Source organism: Mesorhizobium sp. M2A.F.Ca.ET.043.05.1.1 (assembly GCF_003952445.1).
Taxonomy (GTDB): domain Bacteria; phylum Pseudomonadota; class Alphaproteobacteria; order Rhizobiales; family Rhizobiaceae; genus Mesorhizobium.
Genome location: NZ_CP034446.1, coordinates 544,791 through 567,063 on the forward strand (window position 1 = coordinate 544,791; position 22,273 = coordinate 567,063).

23 protein-coding genes are annotated in these 22,273 nt (G+C 65.4%); 11 read left to right on the forward strand and 12 right to left on the reverse strand.

Annotated elements, in window-relative coordinates; all coding sequences use genetic code 11:
• Positions 1-94 precede the first annotated feature (94 nt).
• A complete protein-coding gene (locus EJ069_RS02600) occupies positions 95-1,126 on the reverse strand; it encodes a hydroxyacid dehydrogenase (protein ID WP_126059943.1) in 1,032 nt (343 codons plus the stop codon).
• A 146-nt stretch (positions 1,127-1,272) separates the two neighbouring features.
• Between EJ069_RS02600 and EJ069_RS02605 the strand changes: the two genes are divergently transcribed.
• From EJ069_RS02605 to EJ069_RS02625, 5 genes are all read left to right on the forward strand, one after another.
• A complete protein-coding gene (locus tag EJ069_RS02605) occupies positions 1,273-2,334 on the forward strand; it encodes a LacI family DNA-binding transcriptional regulator (RefSeq protein WP_126059944.1) in 1,062 nt (353 codons plus the stop codon).
• A 76-nt stretch (positions 2,335-2,410) separates the two neighbouring features.
• Positions 2,411-3,400, forward strand: coding sequence for a substrate-binding domain-containing protein (locus EJ069_RS02610; RefSeq protein ID WP_126059945.1), 990 nt, complete (start codon positions 2,411-2,413; stop codon positions 3,398-3,400).
• 139 nt (positions 3,401-3,539) lie between these two features.
• On the forward strand, positions 3,540-4,526 hold the full coding sequence (locus tag EJ069_RS02615; RefSeq protein ID WP_126059946.1) for an ABC transporter permease: 987 nt from the start codon (positions 3,540-3,542) through the stop codon (positions 4,524-4,526).
• On the forward strand, positions 4,523-5,299 hold the full coding sequence (locus tag EJ069_RS02620; RefSeq protein ID WP_126059947.1) for an ATP-binding cassette domain-containing protein: 777 nt from the start codon (positions 4,523-4,525) through the stop codon (positions 5,297-5,299). The genes EJ069_RS02615 and EJ069_RS02620 overlap by 4 nt, the downstream gene beginning before the upstream one ends.
• Position 5,300: 1 nt before the next feature.
• The gene (locus tag EJ069_RS02625; RefSeq protein WP_126059948.1) at positions 5,301-6,155 is read left to right on the forward strand and encodes a sugar phosphate isomerase/epimerase family protein; all 855 of its coding nucleotides are present in this window, start codon (positions 5,301-5,303) and stop codon (positions 6,153-6,155) included.
• A gap of 170 nt (positions 6,156-6,325) precedes the next feature.
• Here the strand turns inward: EJ069_RS02625 and EJ069_RS02630 are convergent, their stop codons facing one another.
• The 8 genes from EJ069_RS02630 to pcaQ form a co-directional block, all read right to left on the reverse strand.
• On the reverse strand, positions 6,326-7,771 hold the full coding sequence (locus tag EJ069_RS02630; protein WP_126059949.1) for an aldehyde dehydrogenase: 1,446 nt from the start codon (positions 7,769-7,771) through the stop codon (positions 6,326-6,328).
• 35 nt (positions 7,772-7,806) lie between these two features.
• Positions 7,807-8,592, reverse strand: a complete 786-nt coding sequence (locus tag EJ069_RS02635; RefSeq protein WP_126064610.1) for a coniferyl-alcohol dehydrogenase — start codon at positions 8,590-8,592, stop codon at positions 7,807-7,809.
• 2 nt (positions 8,593-8,594) lie between these two features.
• Positions 8,595-9,656, reverse strand: a complete 1,062-nt coding sequence (locus EJ069_RS02640; protein ID WP_126059950.1) for a branched-chain amino acid ABC transporter permease — start codon at positions 9,654-9,656, stop codon at positions 8,595-8,597.
• Positions 9,653-10,549, reverse strand: coding sequence for a branched-chain amino acid ABC transporter permease (locus tag EJ069_RS02645; RefSeq protein ID WP_126059951.1), 897 nt, complete (start codon positions 10,547-10,549; stop codon positions 9,653-9,655). Before EJ069_RS02645 ends, EJ069_RS02640 begins: the two co-directional genes overlap by 4 nt.
• Entirely contained in the window at positions 10,546-11,274 is a 729-nt protein-coding gene (locus tag EJ069_RS02650) for an ABC transporter ATP-binding protein (RefSeq protein WP_126059952.1), read from the reverse strand. The genes EJ069_RS02645 and EJ069_RS02650 overlap by 4 nt, the downstream gene beginning before the upstream one ends.
• Entirely contained in the window at positions 11,271-11,945 is a 675-nt protein-coding gene (locus EJ069_RS02655; protein WP_281060081.1) for an ABC transporter ATP-binding protein, read from the reverse strand. Before EJ069_RS02655 ends, EJ069_RS02650 begins: the two co-directional genes overlap by 4 nt.
• Positions 11,946-12,030: 85 nt before the next feature.
• Positions 12,031-13,347, reverse strand: coding sequence for an ABC transporter substrate-binding protein (locus EJ069_RS02660; protein WP_126059954.1), 1,317 nt, complete (start codon positions 13,345-13,347; stop codon positions 12,031-12,033).
• A 181-nt stretch (positions 13,348-13,528) separates the two neighbouring features.
• Positions 13,529-14,446 carry a pca operon transcription factor PcaQ gene (pcaQ, locus tag EJ069_RS02665; RefSeq protein ID WP_126059955.1) on the reverse strand — a complete coding sequence of 306 codons (918 nt, stop codon included), beginning with the start codon at positions 14,444-14,446 and terminating at the stop codon, positions 13,529-13,531.
• Positions 14,447-14,538: 92 nt separating this feature from the next.
• On the opposite strand from pcaQ, the gene pcaD reads away from it, so the two are divergent.
• The 6 genes from pcaD to pobA are packed head-to-tail and all read left to right on the forward strand — an operon-like array spanning position 14,539 to position 19,343.
• A complete protein-coding gene (gene pcaD, locus EJ069_RS02670; protein ID WP_126059956.1) occupies positions 14,539-15,351 on the forward strand; it encodes a 3-oxoadipate enol-lactonase in 813 nt (270 codons plus the stop codon).
• Positions 15,344-15,748 (forward strand): 4-carboxymuconolactone decarboxylase, encoded by a 405-nt coding sequence (pcaC, locus tag EJ069_RS02675; protein ID WP_112126988.1) that lies wholly within the window; start codon positions 15,344-15,346, stop codon positions 15,746-15,748. The genes pcaD and pcaC overlap by 8 nt, the downstream gene beginning before the upstream one ends.
• Positions 15,741-16,493: a protocatechuate 3,4-dioxygenase subunit beta gene (gene pcaH / locus EJ069_RS02680; RefSeq protein ID WP_126059957.1), complete on the forward strand. Its 753-nt coding sequence runs from the start codon at positions 15,741-15,743 to the stop codon at positions 16,491-16,493. The genes pcaC and pcaH overlap by 8 nt, the downstream gene beginning before the upstream one ends.
• Entirely contained in the window at positions 16,493-17,107 is a 615-nt protein-coding gene (gene pcaG / locus EJ069_RS02685; RefSeq protein ID WP_126059958.1) for a protocatechuate 3,4-dioxygenase subunit alpha, read from the forward strand. Before pcaH ends, pcaG begins: the two co-directional genes overlap by 1 nt.
• Before the next feature lie 11 nt (positions 17,108-17,118).
• Positions 17,119-18,171: a 3-carboxy-cis,cis-muconate cycloisomerase gene (locus EJ069_RS02690; protein WP_126059959.1), complete on the forward strand. Its 1,053-nt coding sequence runs from the start codon at positions 17,119-17,121 to the stop codon at positions 18,169-18,171.
• A complete protein-coding gene (pobA, locus tag EJ069_RS02695) occupies positions 18,171-19,343 on the forward strand; it encodes a 4-hydroxybenzoate 3-monooxygenase (RefSeq protein WP_126059960.1) in 1,173 nt (390 codons plus the stop codon). The genes EJ069_RS02690 and pobA overlap by 1 nt, the downstream gene beginning before the upstream one ends.
• 13 nt (positions 19,344-19,356) lie before the next feature.
• Here pobA and pcaF read toward each other — a convergent pair whose 3' ends face one another.
• The 3 genes from pcaF to EJ069_RS02710 are packed head-to-tail and all read right to left on the reverse strand — an operon-like array spanning position 19,357 to position 22,220.
• Positions 19,357-20,562: a 3-oxoadipyl-CoA thiolase gene (pcaF, locus tag EJ069_RS02700; protein ID WP_126059961.1), complete on the reverse strand. Its 1,206-nt coding sequence runs from the start codon at positions 20,560-20,562 to the stop codon at positions 19,357-19,359.
• On the reverse strand, positions 20,563-21,366 hold the full coding sequence (locus tag EJ069_RS02705; RefSeq protein ID WP_042647559.1) for a CoA-transferase subunit beta: 804 nt from the start codon (positions 21,364-21,366) through the stop codon (positions 20,563-20,565).
• Positions 21,363-22,220, reverse strand: coding sequence for a CoA transferase subunit A (locus EJ069_RS02710; protein ID WP_126059962.1), 858 nt, complete (start codon positions 22,218-22,220; stop codon positions 21,363-21,365). The genes EJ069_RS02705 and EJ069_RS02710 overlap by 4 nt, the downstream gene beginning before the upstream one ends.
• Positions 22,221-22,273 lie beyond the last annotated feature (53 nt).

A 22,273-nucleotide genomic window follows, 5' to 3' on the forward strand; every position in this document is an offset into this window, starting at 1 on the left:
AAATCGAGATTGCTCACAGTTCGGGCCGGCGGAAGCGAGCGATCAAGCCGGTTCCGAACACGCGCGTGCTGGCTGGTCAGTGCGTCGAGCCACGTCAGTTCCTGTCGACCGGCTTCGAACGCATCCTCGACACCGTCTCACGCTCCGCACGCTTGGAGCGCAGCGGCGGCAGGCCGCGATCGACGAGGTTCATGTCCTCCAGCACCATGTCACCCATGCGCTTGAAGGCGATGTCGAGGGCGCCGGCGCGATGCGCGGAACGCAGGAAGCCGGGGAGGGTGCGGACGGGATGGTCCTTGGGCAGCGGCTCTTCCGGGAAGACGTCGCTTGCGGCGACGATGTGGCCGCTCTTCACCGCTTGCATCAAGGCCTGGAAATCGACGACGCCGGCGCGGCTGAGCAGGATGAAGGCAGCGCCCTTGCGCATTTTGGCAAAAGAGTCGGCGCCGAGAAAACCCTGGTTCTCGCTGGTGACGGAAGCGACGACGAAGACGAAATCGCTTTGCGACAGCACCTCCTCCAGCGAGGCCGGCTCGACACCATTGTCGACCAGGATAGACGGCGGCAGCCACGGATCATAGACCTTCGTGCGGGTGCGGAAGCCGGTCAGCAGGCGGTGGAGCGCACGGCCGAGATCGCCGAAGCCGATGATGCCGACATCGGCGCCGGAGAGAAGCCGCGCGGTCTGGTTGCCGTCGCCGCCCCACAATTCCTTGCCCTGGCGGAAGGCGAGATCGGCGTCGACGATGTTGCGCGCGAGATTGAGCGCCATGGCGAGGCCGAGCTCGGCCACCGGTTCGGCAAAGACCAGGCCCGTGGTGACGACATGGATGCCGCGCGCGAACAGCGTCTCATAGGGCATGTTGTTGAGGAGGTTGGTCTCGACATTGAAGATGCAGCGCAGCGCCTTCAATTTTTCCAGCGTCTCTGCTGAAATCGGCGGCTGGCCGATGATGTAACGCGCCTCGGTCAGCGTCTCGGCGGGTAGGGCGGAAACGCCTTCCGGCGTGGTCTCGACAATGCGATAATGGCTGCGCAGGCGCGTCAGTTGCGGCGGCGTGAAGATAAGGTCTAGCGTGCGCGGTTCGGGCGCGCTGATCACCAGCGGCAAGGTCTTGTCGGACATGATTTTCCTCCCGGGACACGATTGGATCGCGTCAATCACATCTTGGAGTCTTACGCACGATGAAACGATTTACAAGAACGAAAAATCGATTTATCGATTAGAATAGCGAGGCCGAAAATCGGCTGCCTGCCCTCGGGAGGAGGTCAATGGCGCAACGGGAAACCCAGCAGAGGCGTCCGTCGATCCACGACGTGGCAAGCCATGCCGGCGTGTCCGCGGCCACCGTTTCCAAGGTGCTGGCCGGCGTCACCACGGTGAAGCCGGAAAATGCCCAACGCGTCCTCGATGCCGTCGAGCGTCTGGCCTATCGCGTCGATCCACTAGCTTCCGACATGCGCAGGGCCAAGCGCCGCATCATCGGCGCCATCATGCCCGAGTTTGAAAGCGAGTTCTTCGGCCAGATGGTCACCGAACTTGAGGGCCTTGCCGAGCAGCGCGGCTACACGCTGGTCGCCGCATCGAGCCGTGAATCGGAAGCGCGCGAGAAGGAGATCCTGGCCCGCATGCATGACTGGCGCGTTGCCGGCGTGGTGCTGGCGCCGGTGCGCAACGAGCACGGGCCGGCGGCCGCCTTCATGAAAGCCAACGGCATGACCGGCGTGCTGATCGACCGCGTCTTGTCCGACGACGCTTTCGATACCGTTTCGGCCGACAGCGCCGCCGCCAGCGCCGAGGTTGCGCGGATGCTGGTGGGCAAGGGCCACAAGCACATCCTGATCATCGGTCTCGCCGAAGGCGCGGCAACCGTGCGCGCTCGCCTGGACGGTTTTCGCACCCAGGCGCTGGCGCTCGACCCGTCCATCCGCATCGATGTGATAACCTCGGAAGTCAGTGTCGAGCCGTTGCGATCGTCGCTGCGCGATTATTTCGGTCGGGGCGAACGGCCGACCGCCGTCTATTCGCTGCTGCTCAAGGGCACGCTTGTGGCGCTGTCCGAATTCCGCCGGCGCGGCTGGCATTGCCCGAACGATATCTCACTGGTCGGCTTCGACGACGCCGAATGGATGCAGGTGACATGGCCGGCGATCGCCGCCGTGGTGCAGCCGGTCCGCCAGATCGCCAGCGAGGCGATGAACCTTTTGTTTCGCAGGGTCGAAGGCGCGGTGGGGCCACCCACGGCGCGGCTCGAACCCTGCCAGGTGTTGGAGCGGGAATCCGTTGGCTCGCCAGGCAGCGGCCCGCATTCCGGGGGAGGAGACCGACAATAGCCCCCATTGTCGTGAACGGAAACATGCGCTGGCCCTGGCCAAGGCATCCGGCGCCAAAGATCGAACGGAGGATCGAATGACATCGCATTTCTTGAAGATAAATCGATTTACACTTGCTGTGGGCGTGGCGCTTGCGTTCTGTGCCGTGGGCGCTGCCAAGGCCGAGGACGGAGAATATGGCGTGCTGATGAAGACGCTGGCCAATCCGTTCTGGGGCGCGATGGCGCAGGGCGTTGAGGACGGCGCCAAGGGCGCTGGCGTGAAGATCTTCGAACAGGCGGCCGAAAGCGACCAAGCGGCCGAGCCACAGCTTAACCTCTGCAACACCATGCTCGAGCGCAAGCCGGTGGCGATGATCACCGCCGCCATCAACTCGACCAACCTCCTGCCTTGCCTTAAATCGGCGCAGGATGCCGGCATCAAGATCGTTGACCTCGACAACAATCTCGACCAGGCGGTGCTCGACAAGGAAGGCGTCAAGGTGACCTTCCATATCGGCTCCGACAACATCGCCGCCGGTGCGCAGGGCGCGGAGTATCTGGCCAACAAGCTCGGCAAGGACGCCAAGGGTCCGGTGCTGGTCATAGAGGGCCTCTCCGGCAACATCACAGGCGAGAAGCGCGCCAAGGGCTTTGCCGACAAGCTGAAGGAACTGGCGCCTGGCCTCGAGATCGTTGCCTCGTTGCCTGGCGACTGGGACCGCGGCAAGGCCGCCTCGATCGCCACCGACACGCTGACTGCGCATCCCGACCTCGTCGCCATCTTCTGCGCCAATGACGGCATGGCGCTCGGCGCGGTGGAGTCGGTCTACGCGGCCGGCAAGGGCCCGCAGGTGACGATCATCGGCGTCGACGGCAATGTCGATGCCGTGAAGTCGATCAAGGAAGGCCGCCTCAACGCCTCGGTGGCGCAGCTTCCCTATCTGGTCGGCAAGCAGGCGGTCGAGAACGTCAAGAAGGCGCTCGCCGGCGAGAAGGTCGAGGACAGCATCGCGGTGCCGACTTTGGTGCTGACCAAGGACGTGATCGACGCCGGCAAGGAGCCGATGCTGCAATATGTGAAGTAGGATGGAGGAAGGGAATAGGGCAGTAAGGGAGTAGGGCGGTAAGGGAAGGTAAAAGTTGCGCTTCTCAGGCTTGGCTCCTCTACTCCCTACTGCCCTGCTGCCCTACTGCCTTACTCCCCTACCCGAAGGGTGCAAAGACATGGCTTCTGAACAGCCCGGTTTCTGGGCTCGGGTGCAGCGCGCATCCGTTGAAAGGCTCCACATCAGGCTGGAGTCGCTGGTGGTGCTTCTGGCGCTGAGCACGGCGATGGCGCTGTTGTCGCCCTATTTCCTGTCGCTCAGCAATTTCCTCAACATCCTGCTCGCGACCTCGACGATCGGCGTGCTGGCGATCGCCGCCACATTCGTCATCGGCTCCGGCGGGCTCGACCTGTCGCTCGGCTCGGTGATGGGACTTGCCGGGGTCGCCGGCGCCTTCGTGGCTGTCAATCTCGGCTGGCCGTCGGTGCTCGCGGTAATCGCCTGCATCCTGGCTGGCGCCATCGCCGGTCACATCAACGGGCAGCTGGTCACCCGCGCCTTCGTGCCGGCCTTCATCGTCACGCTCGGCATGCTGGGCCTGGCACGCGGGCTGGCGCTGGTCATCTCGCAGGGCAGGGCGATCTACGGCCTGCCGCCCGAGATCGTCTATATCGGCCAGGGGCGGCCCTTCGGCATTCCGATGCCGGTGATCATCTTCGTGCTGACGGCGATCGTAGCGCATGCGGTGCTTGCCTATACGCGCTTCGGCCGCCACACGCTGGCGCTGGGCGACAGTGAAGGGGCGGCGCGTGCCGCGGGCATCCGCGTAGAGCATCACCGCCGGATCATCTACACGCTCTCCGGCGCGCTTGCCGGGCTCGCGGGCCTGCTCTTCACCGCGCGCGTCAATGCAGGCGACCCGACCGCCGGCATCAACTACGAGCTCACCGCGATCACGGCGGCGATCATCGGCGGCACCAACCTTTTTGGCGGCCGCGCCTCGATCCTCGGCACGATGATCGGCGCGCTGATCATGGGCGTGCTGCAGAACGGGCTGACGCTGCTTGCGGTGCAATCCTACTACCAGCAGATGGCGATCGGTGCCGTGCTGATCCTCGCCGTGTTCATCGACCAGTACCAGGTGCGGAAGGAGTCGCGCGTATGACCCTGCTTTCGCTTCGCGGCATCCGCAAGAGTTTTGGCGCGGTCGACGTGCTGCATGGCGTCGATCTGTCCGTCGCGGCCGGCGAGGTGGTCGGGCTGGTCGGGGACAATGGCGCCGGCAAATCGACGCTGATGAAGACTATCACCGGCATCTACCGCGCCGACGCGGGCTCGATCGAATTCGACGGCAAGGACATTCTTGCCCTCGACCCTGGACAGCGCCGCCAACTCGGCATCGAGATGATCTACCAGGATCTTTCGCTGGCCAAGCAGCAGGACGTGGCGTCGAACATCTTCCTTGGGCGCGAGCCGACGAAACGGCTGTTCGGCCTGTTCCCCGGCTTCGTCGACAAAGGCGAGATGGATCGCCAGGCGTCCAAGATGATCGAGCGGCTCGGCGCGCATCTGCCGTCGATCAACCGGTCGGTCGGCTCGTTCTCGGGCGGCCAGCAGCAGACGGTGGCGATCGCACGGGCGCTCACCTTCAACCCCAAGCTCGTCATCATGGACGAGCCGACGGCCGCACTTGCCGTGCGCGAGGTGCAGAGCGTGCTCGACCTCATCCGGCGGCTGAAGTCTGAAGGCATCGCCGTCATCCTGATCTCGCACCGGCTGAACGACGTGCTGTCGGTCACCGACCGCATCGTGGTGTTGCGCCATGGGCGGGCGGATGCCGATCTTGTCACCGCCAACACCAATATGAACGAAGTCGTCAGCCGCATCGTCGGCGGCGGCGACATTGCCGCCGCGGCGGCGCATGAACAACGAGGCTGACATGAACACGTTCGGACTGCACACTTTCGCCATCGCGCCGGTCTGGGACCTCGCGCGCATCGAGCCGCAGATGGACCGGCTGAAGGAGCTCGGCATCGGGTTGATGGAGATCCCGCTGCTGCGTCCCGAGGAGATCGACACCAAGCGCACGCGCAGCTTTGCCAATCACTATGGCGTCCAGCTGATCCCGTCGCTCGGCCTGCCGCGCGCGCTCGACGTCGTCGAGCGGCCGGACGAGGCGCTCGATTTCCTGCAGCCGGCCTTCAAGGTCTGCAACGAGGTGGGCGCCGAGGCGCTGGGCGGTGTCACCTACGGCACGATCGGCAAGACCACCGGGCGGGCGCCGACACAGCGCGAGATCGACGGCATGTGCCGTTTCCTCGAACGCGCGGCGAAGTTGGCGAAGTCGCGCAGCCTGAAGCTCGGCATCGAGCCCTGCAACCGCTATGAGACACATCTGATCAACCGCGGCGCCGACGCGGCGCGCATCATCGAGCGCGTCGGCGCGGAGAACATCTTCATCCATCTCGACACCTACCACATGCATATCGAGGAAGAGAGCTTTGCTTCCGGCTTCGAGGCGGCGGCGCCCTATCTCGGCTATGTGCATGTGTCGGAAGCCAATCGCGGCGTGCCGGGGCGCGGCATGCTGAACTGGGCGGCCTGCATGAAGGCGATCGCCGACATCGGCTATCAGGGGGCGATCACGCTCGAAAGCATGAACCATGTCGATGTCGACATCGCCGGCGGCCTCGCCGTATGGCGCCCGGTGGCGGAAGACCCGCGGGACGTGATCGAGGTCGGCCTGCCGTTCCTGCGCGAGGAAGCAAGGAAGGCGGGGCTCACGCTGGGGTGAGGGTTCTTCCTCCCCCCTTGTGGGGGAAGGTGGCCTCGCGAAGCGAGGTCGGATAAGGGGGTGTTCCAGGGAAAGCCAGCGTCTCACTCCGCTGGAACACCCCTCATCCGTCTCGGCGCTATCGCGCCGATCCACCTTCTCCCACAGGGGGAGAAGGAAGAAGCGGCCGATCAGAACGGGTAGTGCTGGCCCGGATCCTCGATCGTCACCCAGCGCAGGTCGGTGAACTCGGCGATGGAGGCTTTGCCGCCGAAACGGCCATAGCCCGAACCCTTGACGCCGCCGAACGGCATCTGCGCCTCGTCGCCGACGGTCGGGCCGTTGATGTGGCAAATGCCGGCCTGGATGCGCGCGGCAACCGCCATGGCGCGGCGTATGTCGCGGCTGAAAACGGCGGAGGACAGGCCGTATTCGGTGTCGTTGGCGACGCGCACAGCCTCGTCTTCGCCTTTGACGCGAATGACCGGCTTCACCGGGCCAAAGGATTCTTCCGCATAGACGCGCATGGCGGGAGTCACGTGATCGAGGAGCGTGGCTTCCACGACCGTTCCCGTTCGGTTGCCGCCAGCGGCAAGCGTCGCGCCCTTCGCGGTCGCATCGGCGATCAGCTCCTCCATCTTGTCCGCCGCCTGGCTGCTGATGAGGGAGCCCAACACGACATGGCCGCGTGGGTCGCCGGCCGGAAGTTTCGAGGCGCGCGCGGCGAGCTTGGCGACGAATTCGTCGGCGATCTTCTCGTCGACGATCAAGCGCTCTGTCGACATGCAAATCTGGCCCTGATGCATGAAGGCGCCGAAGGTCGCCGCGTTGACCGCCGCGTCGATGTCGGCATCGCCAAGCACGACGAGCGGCGCCTTGCCGCCGAGCTCGAGCAGCGCCGGCTTGAGGTGCCGTCCAGAGAGCTCGGCGATGATGCGGCCGACCTTGGTCGAGCCGGTGAAATTGACGCGCTTCACCGCCGGGTGCGCGATCAGCGCCTCGACGATTGCCGCCGCGTCCTTCGGGTCGTTGGTGACGACATTGACGACGCCTTTGGGCAGGCCGGCCTCGACCAGCACCTGGCCGATCAGGCGATGCGTACCCGGGCACATTTCGGAGGCCTTCAGCACCACGGTGTTGCCGCAGGCGAGCGGCATTGCGAGCGCACGCGTGCCGAGGATGACCGGCGCGTTCCACGGTGCGATACCGAGGCAGACGCCGGCCGGCTGGCGGATCGCCATGGCCAGCGTGCCTGGCTTGTCGGAGGGAATGACCTCGCCGGAAATCTGCGTCGTCATCGCGGCTGCCTCGCGCAGCATGGTGGAGGCCAGCATGACGTTGAAGCCGGCCCAGGGTCCGGTGGCGCCGGTCTCTTCCATCATCAGCTGCGTGAACTCGCCACCCTTCGAAGCCATCACATCGGCTGCCTTCAAGAGCAGCGCACGGCGTTCACCGGGGCCAGTTTTCGACCACGTGTCGAAAGCAGCGGCTGCAGCATCGACTGCGGCGTTGGCGTCGGCGATGCTCGCGGCCGCGGCGCGTGTCGCCAGCTTGCCGGTGAAGGGATCCAGGCGTTCGTAGGAGGCCTTGCCGGTCGCTGCCTTTTCGTCGCCGTCAATCAGAAGTCCGATGTCCATGGGTTTCTCCCTCGCTGCCGTGGAGCGTTGCAAAATTAGAAGCCAAGCACTTCCGCGTTGATCGACGCCTCCAGGCCGCCGTCGACGGGCACGTTGGCGCCGTTGATCCAACGCGCGCCGTTCGAGCACAGGAACAGCACAACCGGCGCGATGTCGCCCGATGTGCCGGCTCGGCCAACCCGGGCGATGTCGCTGTCGACCTTCGCGTCGCCCAGCACGCCGCGGAACTGTTTGAGGATCGGCGTCTCCACCGGGCCCGGGCTCACCGCGTTGACGCGGATGCCACGGCTCTTGAACAGCTCCTGATGCGCGGCGCGGAAGGTCCACAGGAGCAAAAGCTCCTTCGAGACCGGATAGCCTTCCTCGTTCTTGACCGCGTGCTGGGCAATCACCCTCGCGACATCGGGAAAACCTTCGACGCTGACCATAGAGGCGGCGCGGTTCAGATTGGCGCGCCAGCCGAAGCCGGCGATCGAGGCGACGTTGACGATGGCGCCGCCCTCGCGAAGTTTCGGCGCCAGCGCCTCCGAGAGCGCGCGCAGGCCGTAGAAGTTGACGGCGAGCGTCGGCACGGCGCCGGTGTTGCCGGAGAGGCCGGCGACGTTGCACAGCGCATCCAGACGCTGCGGCAGTTGCCTGACAAGATCGTCGACGCCGGCTTTGGACGAGATGTCGGCCTTGACGAAGATGCCCTGATGATCGGCCGGCTCGCGCATGTCGACGCCGATCACATCGGCGCCAAGTTGGCCCGCCAGTTCCGCCGTGCGGGCGCCGATGCCCGAGGCGACGCCGGTGATGAGGATCGTCTTGCCGAACAGCATGCTCACGCTTTCTCCCGAGATGTCGTTACCTGTGCCGGCGATGGAGTCCCACCGGTCGTGTCGCTTGCGTTGACAGGAAGCCTGACGCGGTAGCCGACCGACAACAGGCGCCAGCCGAAGCGTTCTTCGAGCGTGCCCCACAGACCGCGCGGCAGGAGCAGCGAGAAGATCAGCGCCGTGGCGCCGAGCCCGATCAGGTACCAGACGCCGGTGCCGCCGAACCACGTCTCGATGATAAAGAACAGCAGCGCGCCGAGGATGGCGCCCTCGAAGGTGCCGATGCCACCGACCAGCACCATGAAAATCATGTAGGCAGTCCACTGCACGCTGAAATAGGTTTTCGGCTGGAAGGTGATCGCGGTCGCCAGCCACAGCGCGCCGGCGACGCCGATGCCGAAGGCGGCGAGCACGAAGAGCAGCCGCTTGGTGCCGGTGACGCGCACGCCGATGGACGCTGCCGCGTCCTCATTGTCGCGAATGGCGCGGATGGCGGCGCCCGTGCTGCCGCGCAGCACGCCGAACACGATGGCGAGCAGCGCCCCCATCGAGGCCAGCGCCAGCCAGTAGATGGCCAGCCTGCGCGTCGGTGCATCGTAGACGTTGAGCGAGATCAGCGACGTGCCGGTCTCGCCCTGGATCAGCCGGTCGAGGTTGACGAGCAGATGGGTGAGTGCCGCGATCACCCACATGCCGATGGCAAACTCGCCGTTCCTCAAACTCAGCATGAACAGCGAGACCGGCCAGGACAGGGCGCCGACGATGACTGCCGAAACGAACAGCGAGACGAACGGATTGAGCCCGGCATTGGCGAGGCGGATGGCGAAATAGGCGCCGAGGCCGAAGAACACCTGCTGGCCGACCGACACCAGTCCGCCGAAGCCGGCAAGAGCGTTCCACATTGCGGCGAGGATCACATAGATAAACAGCGCGGTCATGCGGTCGACGGCACCTGCCGAAAGGAACTGCGGCGCGATGGCTAAAAGCAGGATGATGGAGACGACACCGACGCCAGCGATGCGCGAGGCGGCGGTGCCGCGCTCGATGATGGGGGAGGCGGCGCTCATGACACCTTCCCCGTCGAGAACCGCAGCAAGCCGCGCAGGCCAAGGCCGGAGGTGTAAAGCCGGATGAACAGAACGATCAGGAAGGCGGAATGGCCGCCGATGAGAAAGCCTTGCGGGTGTATCTTGGCGCCGAGCGTCTGGGCGAGCGCCAGCACGATGCCGCCGACCAGCGTACCCCAGAGCGAACCGGCGCCGCCGATGACGGCCGCCTCGAATGCGAACAGAAGCTGCGTCGCGCCGGCGTAGGGATCGAAGGTGGCCCGCATGCCGAGGAAGGCGCCGGCCACGCCGACCGTGACCATGGCTATGGCGGCGGCTATCGCCATGGCGCGGCGTGCATCGACACCGACAAGGCCGGCGGTATCAGCGTCTTCCGAGGTCGCGCGGATCGAGCGGCCGAGGCCGGTGCGGGTGAGAAAGAGCTGCAGCCCGCTGAGCAGGACGACGGCGGTGGCGAAGATGATCACCGCGAGCTTGCCGACATAGATGCCGCCCGGCCATTCCCAGGAATCGTAGGACAGGCTGCCGATGAAGGGCGCCAGCGAGCGCGTGTCGGCGCCGAACTGCTCGAACAGCACATTGTCGATGACGATGGCCAGGCCGAAGGTGGTGAGGATCGGTAAGAGCGCGCCGCCCCGCGCGCTGCGCTCAAGCAGGAAGCGCTGCAAGGCCCAACCAATCACCGCCATTAGCGGCAACACGATGGCGAGGCCGTAGAAGGGCGGGATGTGGAAGCGCGAGGCAAGCCGCCACAGCGCGAAGGCCGACAGCACGGCAAGGCTGCCATGCGCCAGGTTGATGATGCGCATCACCGAGAACATGAAGGAGAGGCCGCAGGCGATCAGCGCGTAATAGCCGCCGAGCAGAATGCCCTGGACGATCTGGTTGCTCATGCCGGCACGCCCCCAGCGGCTTTTCGGTGCAGGCCGAAATAGGCCTTGGTCACCTCGTCGCGCGAAACGCTCTTGCTGTCGCCGGCAAGCACGATCCGGCCCTCCAGCATGCAGATGACTTTGTTGGACACGGAGAGCGCGCGGTTGAGGTCCTGCTCGACAAGGATGATCGTCGTTCCGGAGCTGATCAGCTCCTGCAGCGAAGCATAGACGCGGTCGACGACCAGCGGCGACAGGCCGAGCGAGACCTCGTCGAGCAGCAGCAGGTCGGGATTGCTCATCAGCGCGCGGCCGATTGCCGTCGCCTGCTGCTCACCGCCGGAGAGATGACCCGCCTTGGCGTGACGGCGCGGCTTGAGATTGGGGAAGGTGTCGAGCACCTTGTCGACGCTCCAGTCGCCCGGACGGCCGCCGGCGCGGCCGAGCAGGAGGTTTTCCTCGACCGTCATCTGAACGAACAGTCGCCGGCCTTCGGGCACCAGCGCGATGCCCTTGCGGACGCGCTCATGCGAAGGCACACCGGAGAGGTCGGCGCCGTCGAAGCCCACGCGGCCCGAAGCTGCCTGATGCGCGCCGGCAATGGCCCTCAACAATGTCGTCTTACCGGCGCCGTTGGCGCCGACCAGCGCCAGCGTCTCGCCGCGCTCGATGCCGAAGGTGACGCCGCGCACCGCCTGCAGCAGGCCGTGGCGGACGACCAGATCCTCGACCGACAGCAGGCTCATTTCGGGCCTCCGCCGAGATAGGCGCTGATCACCTGCGGGTCGGCCATCACCGCCTGCGGCTCGCCGTCGGCGATGATCTTTCCCGCATCCATGCAGATCAGCCGCTCGGCCACCTGCAGCAGGATGTGGACGATGTGCTCGATCCAGACAATGCCGATCTTGCGGCGGCGCAACTCGCGGATGGTCTCGACGAGCTCGCCGGCCTCGCCATCGGTCAGGCCGCCACCGATCTCGTCGAGCAGAAGCAGCGTCGGCTTCGCCGCCAGCGCGCGCGCCAGCTCCAGCCGCTTGCGGTCGAGCAGGCCGAGCGTCTCGGCGCGCCGGTTGGCGACGCCCAGCATGCCGCAGAGCTTCAGCGAGCCGAGCGCTTCCTCATAGGCCTCGTCGCGGCCGAGGCCGGCGCCATGCGAAGCGGCGACGAAGACATTCTCGAAAGCGGTCATGCCGCCGAAGGGTTTTGGCACCTGGTGCGTGCGGACGAGGCCCAGCCGGCAGCGCTGCGTCGCCGGCAGCACCGTCACGTCGTCGCCCTTGAAGGCAATGGTTCCGGCGCTTGGTGGATAGGCGCCGGAGAGCACGCTGAGCAGCGTCGTCTTGCCGGCGCCGTTCGGCCCTACGATGCCCACTGCCTCTTCGGCGCCCATGGCGAAGTCGATGTCGTCCAGCACCACAAGCGCGCCGAAGCGCTTGTGGATGCCGGCGGCGCTGAGGATCGCACCATTGGGCGTGGCGTTCACGATGCGGTCCTCGACTTAATCAGCCGTTATACGGCTGGAGCTTGGCCCCGACCGGCACCTTCGGATCGGTGGCGTTCTCGGTGACGACATAGTCGAGCGGGAATTTCGAGCCTTCCTTGGCGGCGACCCATTGCGTGCCGATGATCGGACCGGGCGAGACATTGGCGACCGGGCCGCTGGTGAAGTCGACCTTGCCGATCATGGTCTCGGCCTTCAGCGTGCTCAGCGCCTTGGCCACCGCCGCCTTGTCCTTGGCGTTGGAACTCGCCTTCAGGGCTTCGAAGCCGGCGTCGAGCAGCGACATCGAGGCGCCGAGTTGCTGCGTCCATTGCTTGCCGCTTGTCGCCTCGTAGCCATCGGCCAGTTCCGTTCCCGAGACGCCGGTCAGCGGCGATTTGTAGGGGAAGGCCTTGTGCCAATAGGCGGCGCTGGAAATCTTCGTGCCGAGATCGCCGAGCGCCTCGATGTCGGAGGGGAACAGGCCGGTCTTGGCGACCTGGGCGATCTTGATCTGCCTTGTCAGCCCCTGCTGCGCGGCCTGGCGCCAAAAGGCGGCGAAATCGGGCGGGATCGGGAAGGAGTTGAAGATCTCGACGCCTTCCTGCTTGAACAGCGCGATCTGCGAGGAATAGTCGGTGGTGCCGGTCTCGTAGGCGCCGGGATCGACGATCGTGAAACCCTGCTTGGCCAGCAGTGGCGCGAGGTTGGCGCGGATGGCGTTACCGTCGGCGTCGTTCGGATACATGACGCCAACCTTCCTGTTGGTCTCGATCAGGTTCCACTGCGAAATGTAGGTCTTGAAGAATTCGCCGACGCCGAAGCCGAAATGATAGGTCCATTTGAAAGGCGAGGGCGCGCCCGGCTTGGCGCCGCGGCCGAAATACCAGGCCTCCCACGGCATGACGGTGGAGAGGCAGGGCACGCCGGCGGCTTCGCAGGCATCCGCCACCGGATTGATGACCTCCGGCGTGGAGACGGCGAGCATCAGGTCGATGGCCTGGTTGTTGATCAGGTCTTTTGCCAACTGGCCGGCGCGGGACGGGTCGGACTGGGTGTCCTGGTCGAGGATCTCGACGCTGTGTTTCTTGCCGCCGAGCTCGATGCCATTGGCGAGAGCCTTGCGGGCGAGGTCGAGCACGTAGCCGTCGGTCTCGCCAAAGCCGGCGAGCGGGCCGGTGCGCGGACTGACGAATCCGACCTTGAGCGTGTCGGCACTTTGCGCGAAGGCCTTGCCGCGGCCGAATGCCAGTGCCGCGCCGCCGGCCACCGACGTGGCGATGAACTGGCGCCGTGAAATGCCCGATAGAATGGGTTTGCTGCCGATAATGCGAGACATCTGCTCCTCCCTCAATGGCCGTTCGACACGACGGCAAAACGGGTTTCCGCTTGCCTCCGGACAGTACGGCTTTCGATCCTCCGAGGTGACATTGCACTAGCGGTTTGGTTCGGTAAAATGATATTTTACGGTGTTTTATTAACCCCTGGGTTAGTAGAGTTCGAACTGCCAAGGCCGATCGTCAGGCGTGGTGCCGCGCGGCCTCACGGATCGTCTGCAAGAGGATGGTGAAGGCGGGCGAGGGCGCGGTGTCAGTGCGCATGGTCAAGCCCACCGGCCCTTTGGTCTCCTCCGTATCCACCGGCAGGGCGATAAAGGCGCCGCTAGCGATCTCGTTGGCGACGACGCCGGCCGAGATGATCCACACGGCGTTGCTCTGGCGCATGAAGGAACGGCCGAAGGAATCGGAGACGGTTTCGATTTCCGTCGCCGGCGCGGTCATGCCATTGGTGATGAAGAGCCGGTCGACGAAGGGCCGGATGACGGATTCGCGCGTCGGCATCAGGACGGGGAACTCATCGAGCCGTGCGAAAATGTCTGTCCCTGGCTCCGTCAACGGATGCCCGGCCCGCACGACAAACAGCACCTGCTCCGAATAGAGATGTTCGAAGAAGAAGCCGGTCATGTGCTCCGGTGCCGCGAGCCGGCCGACGACGAGATCGAGCGCGCCGACGCGCAATTGCTCGAGAAGCACCGCGTTCTCGCCGGTGACGATCTTGAGCGCGGCGCCAGTGTTTTCCTCGAGGAACAGGTTCATGGCGAGCGGCATCACCCGCGCCGACACGGTCGGCAGCGCGCCGATGCGGATCGGGTCGCGGTTGAGGGCGCCGTCCTGGCGCACGGAATCGACGCCGCGCTTCAGCGCCGAAATCGCCGAGCCCGCGTGTCCGAGAAAGATTTCGCCGAGGCGCGTGACACGGATGCCGCGTCCGTCGCGCTCGACCACGGCGACGCCGAGCGCTTCTTCCAGCTCACGCAAGGTCTTGGTGACGGCAGGCGCGCTGACATGCAGGAAGTCGGCCGCGCGCGCGACGCTGCCTTGCCGCGCGACTTCGAGAAACGCCTGCAGATGGCGGAAGCGGATCCGGCTTTGGGCCATGGTTCGATAACCTCAGAGTTAATGAAACGCCGCAAAATATCATTTTACCGAACCAAATTGCTGGTGCAATGTGGGTTCGGAGGATCGAAATCGTGCCATTCGTCAGCATAGGCGGCGTCACGCTGCATCATCGCCATATCGAGGCGGCCGGCACGTCGCGTCCGATCATCTTCATCAATTCGCTCGGCACCGACTTCCGCATCTGGGACGACGTCGTCGCGAAACTGACGGGCGAAATGCCGCTGCTCGTCTACGACAAGCGCGGCCATGGGCTGTCGGATATCGGCGGCGGCGTGCGCTCGATCGACGATCATGTCGACGACCTGCTGGGCCTTATCGATCATTTCGGCTTCGGAAAGGTGGTGCTCTACGGCCTGTCGGTCGGCGGCCTGATCGCGCAGCGCCTCTATACTCGCCATCCCAAATGTGTGGAGGCGCTGATCCTCAGCGACACAGCGCACAAAATAGGCACCGCAGAGAGCTGGAACACGCGCATCGCGACCGTCGAGCGCCACGGCATCGAGGTGATCGCCGACGGCATCATGAAAGTGTGGTTCACGCCGGATTTTCATGCCTCGCGCGCGGCCGATCTGGCCGGCTGCCGCAACATGCTGACCAGGCAGGCGCTGCCCGGCTATATCGGCACATGCAAGGCGGTGCGCGACGCCGATCTCACCGACGCGGCGCGGCGTATCGCGGTGCCGACGCTTTGCATCGTCGGCGACCAGGACGGCTCGACGCCGCCTGATCTTGTCCGCTCGCTGGCCGGACTGATCCCCGCCGCACGCTTCGAGCTGATCCGCGATGCCGGGCACATCCCGTGCATCGAGCAGCCCGATGCGCTCGTCAGTCTGATCCGCGATTTCGTCGCCTCGTTGCCCGAGGGAAAGTCTGCTCATGGATGATGTCACGAAGAACCGCTACCGGACCGGTCTCGAGGTCCGCCGCGCCGTGCTCGGCGATCCCCACGTCGACCGTGCCGAGGATACCGCCACGGATTTCGACCGGCCGTTCCAGCAGCTGATCACCGAAGCCGCCTGGGGAACCGTGTGGGCGCGACCGGGCTGGTCGAAGCGCGAGCGCTCGATCGTGACGCTGGCGCTGCTTGCGGCACTCGGCCATGACGAGGAAGTCGCCATGCATGTGCGCGCCACCGCCAATACAGGCGCCACGCGAGACGACATCTGCGAGGCCTTCCTGCATGTCGCGATCTATGCCGGCGTGCCGGCCGCAAACCGCGCCTTCAAGATCGCCAAGGAGGTGTTCGCGCAGATGGACGGAGCCAAGACCGCCCATGGCTGAGCCCGGCCCAAACCGCGCGCCGGAAACCGGCGCCTTCTTCCAGCGCGACCGCCAGTGGCATCCGGCGGCCTTCACGCTGAACTACAAGAGCTCGGTGCTGCGCTCGCCGCAGAAAGCGCTTTTGTCCTTCGACAACACGCTTTCGGAACTGACCGGCCCGGTGTTCGGGCACGCGATGCTTGGCGAGCTCGATAACGACCTGATCCACAATTACGCCAGGCCCGGCGAGAGCGCCATCGGCGAGCGCATCATCGTCCATGGACGCGTGCTCGACGAGCGCGGCAAGGGCGTGCCCGGCGTGCTGCTCGAATTCTGGCAGGCCAATGCCGGCGGCCGTTACCGTCACAAGAAGGACGGCTATCTCGCGCCGCTCGATCCGAATTTCGGCGGCTGCGGCCGCACGATCACCGGCGAAGACGGCGGCTATGCCTTTCGCACGGTCAGGCCCGGTCCCTATCCGTGGCCAAACGGTCCGAATGACTGGCGGCCGGCGCATATCCATTTTTCCGTGTTCGGCCACGGCTTCGCGCAGCGGCTGATCACGCAAATGTATTTCGAGGGCGATCCGCTGATCTGGCGTTGCCCGATCGTCGGCAGCATTTCCAACAAGGAAGCTGTCGAGGCGCTGATCGCTGGGCTCGACATGCAGTCGACCATTCCGATGGACGCGCTCGCCTACAGGTTCGACATCGTGCTGCGCGGGCGCCGCTCGACGCTGTTCGAGAACAGGCCGGAGGGCAATTGATGGCGCAGTCGCTCGACCGGCTGAAGGAGAGCCCTTCGCAGACCGCCGGCCCTTATGTGCATATCGGGCTGACGCCGAATTTCTGCGGCATCGGCGGGATCTATGCGAGCGACCTCGGCTCGACAATGGTCAACGGCGAGACCAAGGGCGAGCGCATCGCGCTGCGCATCCGCGTGCTCGACGGCACCGGCACGCCGCTCAAGGACGCGCTGATCGAGATCTGGCAGGCGGACGCCGAGGGGCTTTACAACTCGCCAGCGGAGATGCGCGGCGCGGCCGACCCGAACTTTTTGGGCTGGGGCCGGCAGCCGACCGACATGGAGACAGGCATCTGCCTGTTCCGGACAATCAAACCGGGCCGTGTGCCGTTTCGCGACGGCCGGCTGATGGCGCCGCATATCACGCTGTGGATCGTGGCGCGCGGCATCAATATCGGCCTGCACACCCGGCTCTATTTCTCGGACGAGGAAAAGGCCAATGCCGAGGACCCGATCCTTGCCCGCATCGAGCATCGCGTTCGCGTGCCGACGCTGATCGCCGAGCGCCAGGGCGATACCTACGTGTTCGATGTCCACCTGCAAGGCGAGAAGGAGACGGTCTTCTTCGACAGCTGACCGTGGCCGCCATGACCGTTTCGCCCTTCGATCATCCGCTGCTCTCCGGCCTGCTCGGCGACGAGGAGGCGGCGCGGCATTTCTCCCTGGAAGCGGACATCGATGCGATGCTCACCTTCGAGCGGGTACTGGCTGAAGCCGAGGCTGAACACGGCGTCATCCCACGCGATGCCGCGGCCGCGATCGTGAAGGCGCTGGCGTCGTTCCGGCCGGACACGGCGAGGCTGCGCGCCGGTGTCGCCAGGGATGGCGTCGTGGTGCCGGAACTGGTTCGGCAGATCAAAGCCGCCGTCGGCGCGCCGCACGATGCCTATGTGCATTTCGGCGCCACCAGCCAGGATGTTATCGACACTTCGCTTGTGCTGCGCCTGCGGCAGGCCATCGACCATATCGGCCTACTGCTTGGCGAGAACATTGTGCGCATCACCGGCCTCGAGCTTGAGTTCGGAGATCGTCAGTTCATGGCGATGACGCGCATGCAGCCGGCGATTCCGATCACAGTGACCAATCGGACTGCTTCCTGGAGGGCGCCGCTCGACCGTCACCAGGAACGCTTTGGGGAACTCTCCAGCCGGTTGTTGGTGGTGCAGTTCGGCGGCGCCGCCGGCACGCTGGAAAAGCTCGGCGACAAGGCCACGGCCGTGCGCTCAGCGCTTGCCGCGAAGCTCGGCCTTGCCGATGCGCCGCAACGGCATAGCCAGCGCGACGCGCTCGCTGAGTTCGCCAGTTGGCTGTCGCTGGTGACCGGCAGCCTCGGCAAGTTCGGGCAGGATGTCGCGCTGATGGCGCTGACGGGCGCCGATATAAAACTGTCCGGTGGCGGCGGTTCGTCGGCCATGCCGCACAAGCAGAATCCGGTGAAGGCCGAAGCGCTGGTGGCGCTCGCCCGCTTCAATGCCGTCCAACTCTCCGGCATGCATCAGGCGCTGGTGCATGAGCAGGAGCGCTCGGGTGCGTCCTGGACGCTGGAGTGGCTGATCCTGCCGCAGATGGTCGTGGCGACGGCGGCCGCGCTCAGGCTTGCCGCCGAGCTGGCCGCGCAGATCGAGAGCCTTGGTCACTGATGCGCACGCAGGTGGTCATCGTTGGCTCGGGGCCGTCCGGCCTGCTGCTTGGACAGTTGCTCACCGGCATCGGCATCGAGACGATCATCCTCGAGCGATCGAGCCGCGAGCATGTGCTTGGCCGCGTGCGCGCCGGCGTGCTCGAACAGGGCACGGTCGACCTGCTCGGCGAAGCGGGCGCCGCGGACAGGCTGCATGCCCAGGGCCTGCCGCATGAAGGCATCTCGCTCGCCTTCGACGGCCGCGCGCATCGCATCGACATGAGCGCGCTCACCGGCGGCAAGCACGTCACCGTCTATGGCCAGACCGAGGTGACGCTCGATCTGATGCAGAAGCGCGAGGCGGCGGGACTACAGACCGTCTTCGAAACGTCGAATGTCGTGTTGCATGATTTCGACGGCGCGTCGCCCTTCGTCACCTACGACAAGGATGGCGCGATGCATCGCATCGATTGCGACTTCATTGCCGGCTGCGACGGCTATCACGGCGTCAGCCGCAGGTCAGTGCCGGACGGCGCGCTGAGGACGTTCGAGCGGCAATACCCGTTCGGCTGGTTGGGCGTGCTGGCGGAAGTGCCGCCGGCCGACCATGAACTGGTCTATGCCAATCACGAGCGGGGCTTCGCGCTCTGCTCGATGCGCTCGCCGCAGCGCAGCCGCTATTATGTGCAGGTTCCAGTTGACGAACATGTCGAGGACTGGTCGGACGACCGCTTCTGGGATGAGCTGCGCAGCCGCCTGCCGGCGCAGATTGCGGCCGCGGTCACCACCGGGCCGTCCTTCGAAAAGTCGATCGCGCCGCTGCGTTCCTTCGTGGCCGAGCCGATGCGCTTCGGAAAGCTGTTCCTGGTCGGTGATGCCGCCCATATCGTGCCGCCGACCGGCGCCAAGGGCCTGAACCTCGCTGCCAGCGACGTGCGCTATCTCTTTGCCGGGCTTCGTGAGTTCTACCGCGACAGGTCAGAGGCCGGGCTCGACGCCTATTCGGCCAAGGCGCTGGCGCGGGTGTGGAAAGCGGTGCGCTTTTCCTGGTGGATGACGACGATGCTGCATCGCTTCCCCGAGACGGGGGAGTTCGGCCAGCGCATCCAGGAAACCGAGCTCGATTACCTCGTGCACTCCAAGGCCGCTTCCACGGCGCTGGCCGAAAACTACGTCGGTCTGCCTTATTGATCTGCCTGAGCGGTCAAACCCGCTCCAGCGCGATCGCGATACCCTGGCCGACGCCGATACACATGGTGGCCAAGGCCAGCTTGCCGCCACGTTCGTGCAGTTCCAGCGCCGCCGTGCCGGTGATGCGGGCGCCGGACATGCCGAGCGGATGACCGAGCGCGATGGCGCCGCCATTGGGGTTCACATGCTCCGCCGTCTCGGAAATTCCGAGTTGGCGGAGCACGGCAATGCCCTGGGAGGCGAAGGCTTCGTTCAATTCGATGACGTCGAACTGTTCGGGCGTCAGGCCGAAGCGGGCGCAGAGCTTCTTCGTGGCCGGCGCCGGTCCGATGCCCATGATGCGCGGCGAAACGCCTGCGACGGCGCCGCCAAGGATGCGGGCGATCGGGGTCAGCCCATGCTTCCTTGCTGCCGCTTCCGAGGCGATGATCAGGGCGGCCGCGCCGTCATTGACGCCGGAAGCATTGCCGGCGGTCACCGTGCCGCCCTGGCGGAACGGCGTCGGCAGCTTGGCCAGCGTCTCTATGGTCGTGCCGGCGCGGGGATGTTCATCATTGACGACAACGACCGGCTCGCCCTTCCTCTGCGGGATGATCACTGGCGTGATCTCCTTCGCCAGCCGGCCATTCTCTTGAGCGGCCACCGCCTTGTTCTGGCTGCGGACGGCGAAGGCGTCCTGGTCTGCCCTGCTGACGGAAAAATCCTCGGCGACGTTCTCACCGGTCTCCGGCATGGAATCGACGCCATACTGCTTCTTCATCAGCGGGTTGACGAAGCGCCAGCCTATGGTGGTGTCGTAGATCTCGGCATTGCGCGAGAAGGCCGTGTCGGCCTTCGGCATGACGAAGGGCGCGCGGCTCATCGATTCGACGCCGCCGGCGACCATCAGCTCCGCCTCGCCTGATTTGACGGCGCGCGCGGCGATGGTGACGGCATCCATGCCCGAACCGCACAGGCGATTGACCGTCGAACCGGGAATGTCCTGCGGGAGGCCGGCAAGCAGCAGCGCCATGCGCGCGACATTGCGGTTGTCCTCGCCGGCCTGGTTGGCGCAGCCATAGACGACGTCGTCGATGGCGGTCCAGTCGAGACCATTGTTGCGCTCAACGAGCGCCCGCAACGGGATGGCGCCGAGATCGTCGGCGCGCACGGAGGACAGCGAGCCGCCGAAGCGGCCGATGGGCGTGCGGATGTAATCGCAGATGAAGGCTTCAGCCATCTATGCAGCTTTCCCTTTGGCGGTTCCTTGATGCGCCGCCTTGGTGCGGGCCTGCAGGTCGCGCAATGTCTTCAACTCGAGTTCCGTCGGCGCCGGCGTCTCGTCAAGGGCCTCCGCGAATTTTACGACCCAGCCACAAGTCTCCTGCACCTGTGCGCGCGTCACGCCGGGATGCAGCGAGACGACGGTGAATTCCTTGGTCACCGGGTCCGGCTTCCAGATCGCCAGATCGGTGATCAAAAGCGTCGGGCCGGCGGTGTCGATGCCGAGCCGCTTGCGGTGGTCGCCGCCTTCGCCATGGCCGAAGGAGGTGAAGAAGTCGATCTTCTCGACCATGCCGCGCTTCGACTGCGCCATGGTGATGTAGACCTGTCGCGATGAGGTGGCGATCTCCGGCGCGCCGCCGCCGCCGGGCAGGCGGGTCTTGGGATGCGCATAGTCGCCGATGACGGTGGTGTTGATGTTGCCGAACTTGTCGAGCTGGGCGGCGCCCAGGAAGCCGATCGAGATGCGGCCGCCCTGCAGCCAGTAGCGGAACATCTCCGGCACCGCGACGGTGGTGACCGCCGTCTCGCACAATTCGCCGTCGCCGATCGACAGCGGCAGAACGTCGGGCGCGGTGCCGATGGTGCCGCTCTCATAGATCAGCGTGATGTCGGGCGCGTGCGTCAGCCGCGCGACGTTGCAGGCGGCCGACGGCGCGCCAATGCCAACGAAGCAGACATCGTCGCTTTTCAACGCGCGGCTGGCGGCGATCGTCATCATCTCGTTTGGGGTGAAGCCCAGATTGTCAGCGTCGCTCATGCCGCTTTCCTCAGATGCTCGACGCGGCCGGCAAAGTCGTCGGCGCTGCTCTCGATGACGTTCTTCTGCATCCACGCCTGGAAGCGGTCGCGGTCGGCGGCGATCTCGTCCCATTCGAGATAGGCTGCGTTGTCGCGCTCGTAATAGCCATGCGTGTAGGAGGGATGCGAGCCGCCCGGAACGACGGAAATTGCCGCGATCGTCCAGCTTGGCAATACGGTGAGGTTGGGGTGGAGGTCGTCGAAATTGTCGACCACTTCCTCGACCGTCACGACCGCGCGCTTGGCCGCCAGCACCGCTTCCTTCTGGATGCCGATGATGCCCTCGACCAGAACATTGCCTTTCCGGTCCGCCTTCTGCGCGTGGATGAAGGTGACGTCCGGCCGGATCGCCGGGACGGCGGCCAGCACCTCGCCGGTGAAGGGGCAGGTGACCGATTTGATGTTCGGATTGACCGAAGCGAGACCGGCGCCGCGATAGCCGCGGAACACCGCGCAGGGCAGGCCGGCGGCGCCCGCCTCATAGGCGTTGGCCATGCCGGCATGGCTGTGCTCCTCGACTTCGATAGCGCGCGGAAAGCCGTTCTCGATGGCATCGCGGGCGCGCCGCAACAGGCCGACGCCCGGATTGCCGACATAGGAGAAGATGATCTTTCTGGCCATGCCCATGCCGATCATCTGGTCGTAGATCAGGTCGGGCGTCATGCGGATAAGAGTGAGGTCGCGAAAGCCCTGGCGGATCGCCTCATGCGCGGCGGCGGTGGGGATGAGATGGGTGAAGCCCTCGAAGGCGACGGTATCGCCGTCATGCAGGTTCTCCGCGACTGCCTCTTTCAGCGCCAGGAACTTGACCATCGCAAGGCTCCTTCGATGCAAAAGTTCGCATTGCGAACATATGTTTTATATGA

Coding starts and splice junctions, on each gene's coding strand:
- EJ069_RS02600 (WP_126059943.1), bottom strand. CDS start 1,126: ATGTCCGACAAGACCTTGCCGCTGGTGATCAGCGCGCCCGAACCGCGC.
- EJ069_RS02605 (WP_126059944.1), top strand. CDS start 1,273: ATGGCGCAACGGGAAACCCAGCAGAGGCGTCCGTCGATCCACGACGTG.
- EJ069_RS02610 (WP_126059945.1), top strand. CDS start 2,411: ATGACATCGCATTTCTTGAAGATAAATCGATTTACACTTGCTGTGGGC.
- EJ069_RS02615 (WP_126059946.1), top strand. CDS start 3,540: ATGGCTTCTGAACAGCCCGGTTTCTGGGCTCGGGTGCAGCGCGCATCC.
- EJ069_RS02620 (WP_126059947.1), top strand. CDS start 4,523: ATGACCCTGCTTTCGCTTCGCGGCATCCGCAAGAGTTTTGGCGCGGTC.
- EJ069_RS02625 (WP_126059948.1), top strand. CDS start 5,301: ATGAACACGTTCGGACTGCACACTTTCGCCATCGCGCCGGTCTGGGAC.
- EJ069_RS02630 (WP_126059949.1), bottom strand. CDS start 7,771: ATGGACATCGGACTTCTGATTGACGGCGACGAAAAGGCAGCGACCGGC.
- EJ069_RS02635 (WP_126064610.1), bottom strand. CDS start 8,592: ATGCTGTTCGGCAAGACGATCCTCATCACCGGCGTCGCCTCGGGCATC.
- EJ069_RS02640 (WP_126059950.1), bottom strand. CDS start 9,656: ATGAGCGCCGCCTCCCCCATCATCGAGCGCGGCACCGCCGCCTCGCGC.
- EJ069_RS02645 (WP_126059951.1), bottom strand. CDS start 10,549: ATGAGCAACCAGATCGTCCAGGGCATTCTGCTCGGCGGCTATTACGCG.
- EJ069_RS02650 (WP_126059952.1), bottom strand. CDS start 11,274: ATGAGCCTGCTGTCGGTCGAGGATCTGGTCGTCCGCCACGGCCTGCTG.
- EJ069_RS02660 (WP_126059954.1), bottom strand. CDS start 13,347: ATGTCTCGCATTATCGGCAGCAAACCCATTCTATCGGGCATTTCACGG.
- pcaQ (WP_126059955.1), bottom strand. CDS start 14,446: ATGGCCCAAAGCCGGATCCGCTTCCGCCATCTGCAGGCGTTTCTCGAA.
- pcaC (WP_112126988.1), top strand. CDS start 15,344: ATGGATGATGTCACGAAGAACCGCTACCGGACCGGTCTCGAGGTCCGC.
- pcaH (WP_126059957.1), top strand. CDS start 15,741: ATGGCTGAGCCCGGCCCAAACCGCGCGCCGGAAACCGGCGCCTTCTTC.
- pcaG (WP_126059958.1), top strand. CDS start 16,493: ATGGCGCAGTCGCTCGACCGGCTGAAGGAGAGCCCTTCGCAGACCGCC.
- EJ069_RS02690 (WP_126059959.1), top strand. CDS start 17,119: ATGACCGTTTCGCCCTTCGATCATCCGCTGCTCTCCGGCCTGCTCGGC.
- pobA (WP_126059960.1), top strand. CDS start 18,171: ATGCGCACGCAGGTGGTCATCGTTGGCTCGGGGCCGTCCGGCCTGCTG.
- pcaF (WP_126059961.1), bottom strand. CDS start 20,562: ATGGCTGAAGCCTTCATCTGCGATTACATCCGCACGCCCATCGGCCGC.
- EJ069_RS02705 (WP_042647559.1), bottom strand. CDS start 21,366: ATGAGCGACGCTGACAATCTGGGCTTCACCCCAAACGAGATGATGACG.
- EJ069_RS02710 (WP_126059962.1), bottom strand. CDS start 22,220: ATGGTCAAGTTCCTGGCGCTGAAAGAGGCAGTCGCGGAGAACCTGCAT.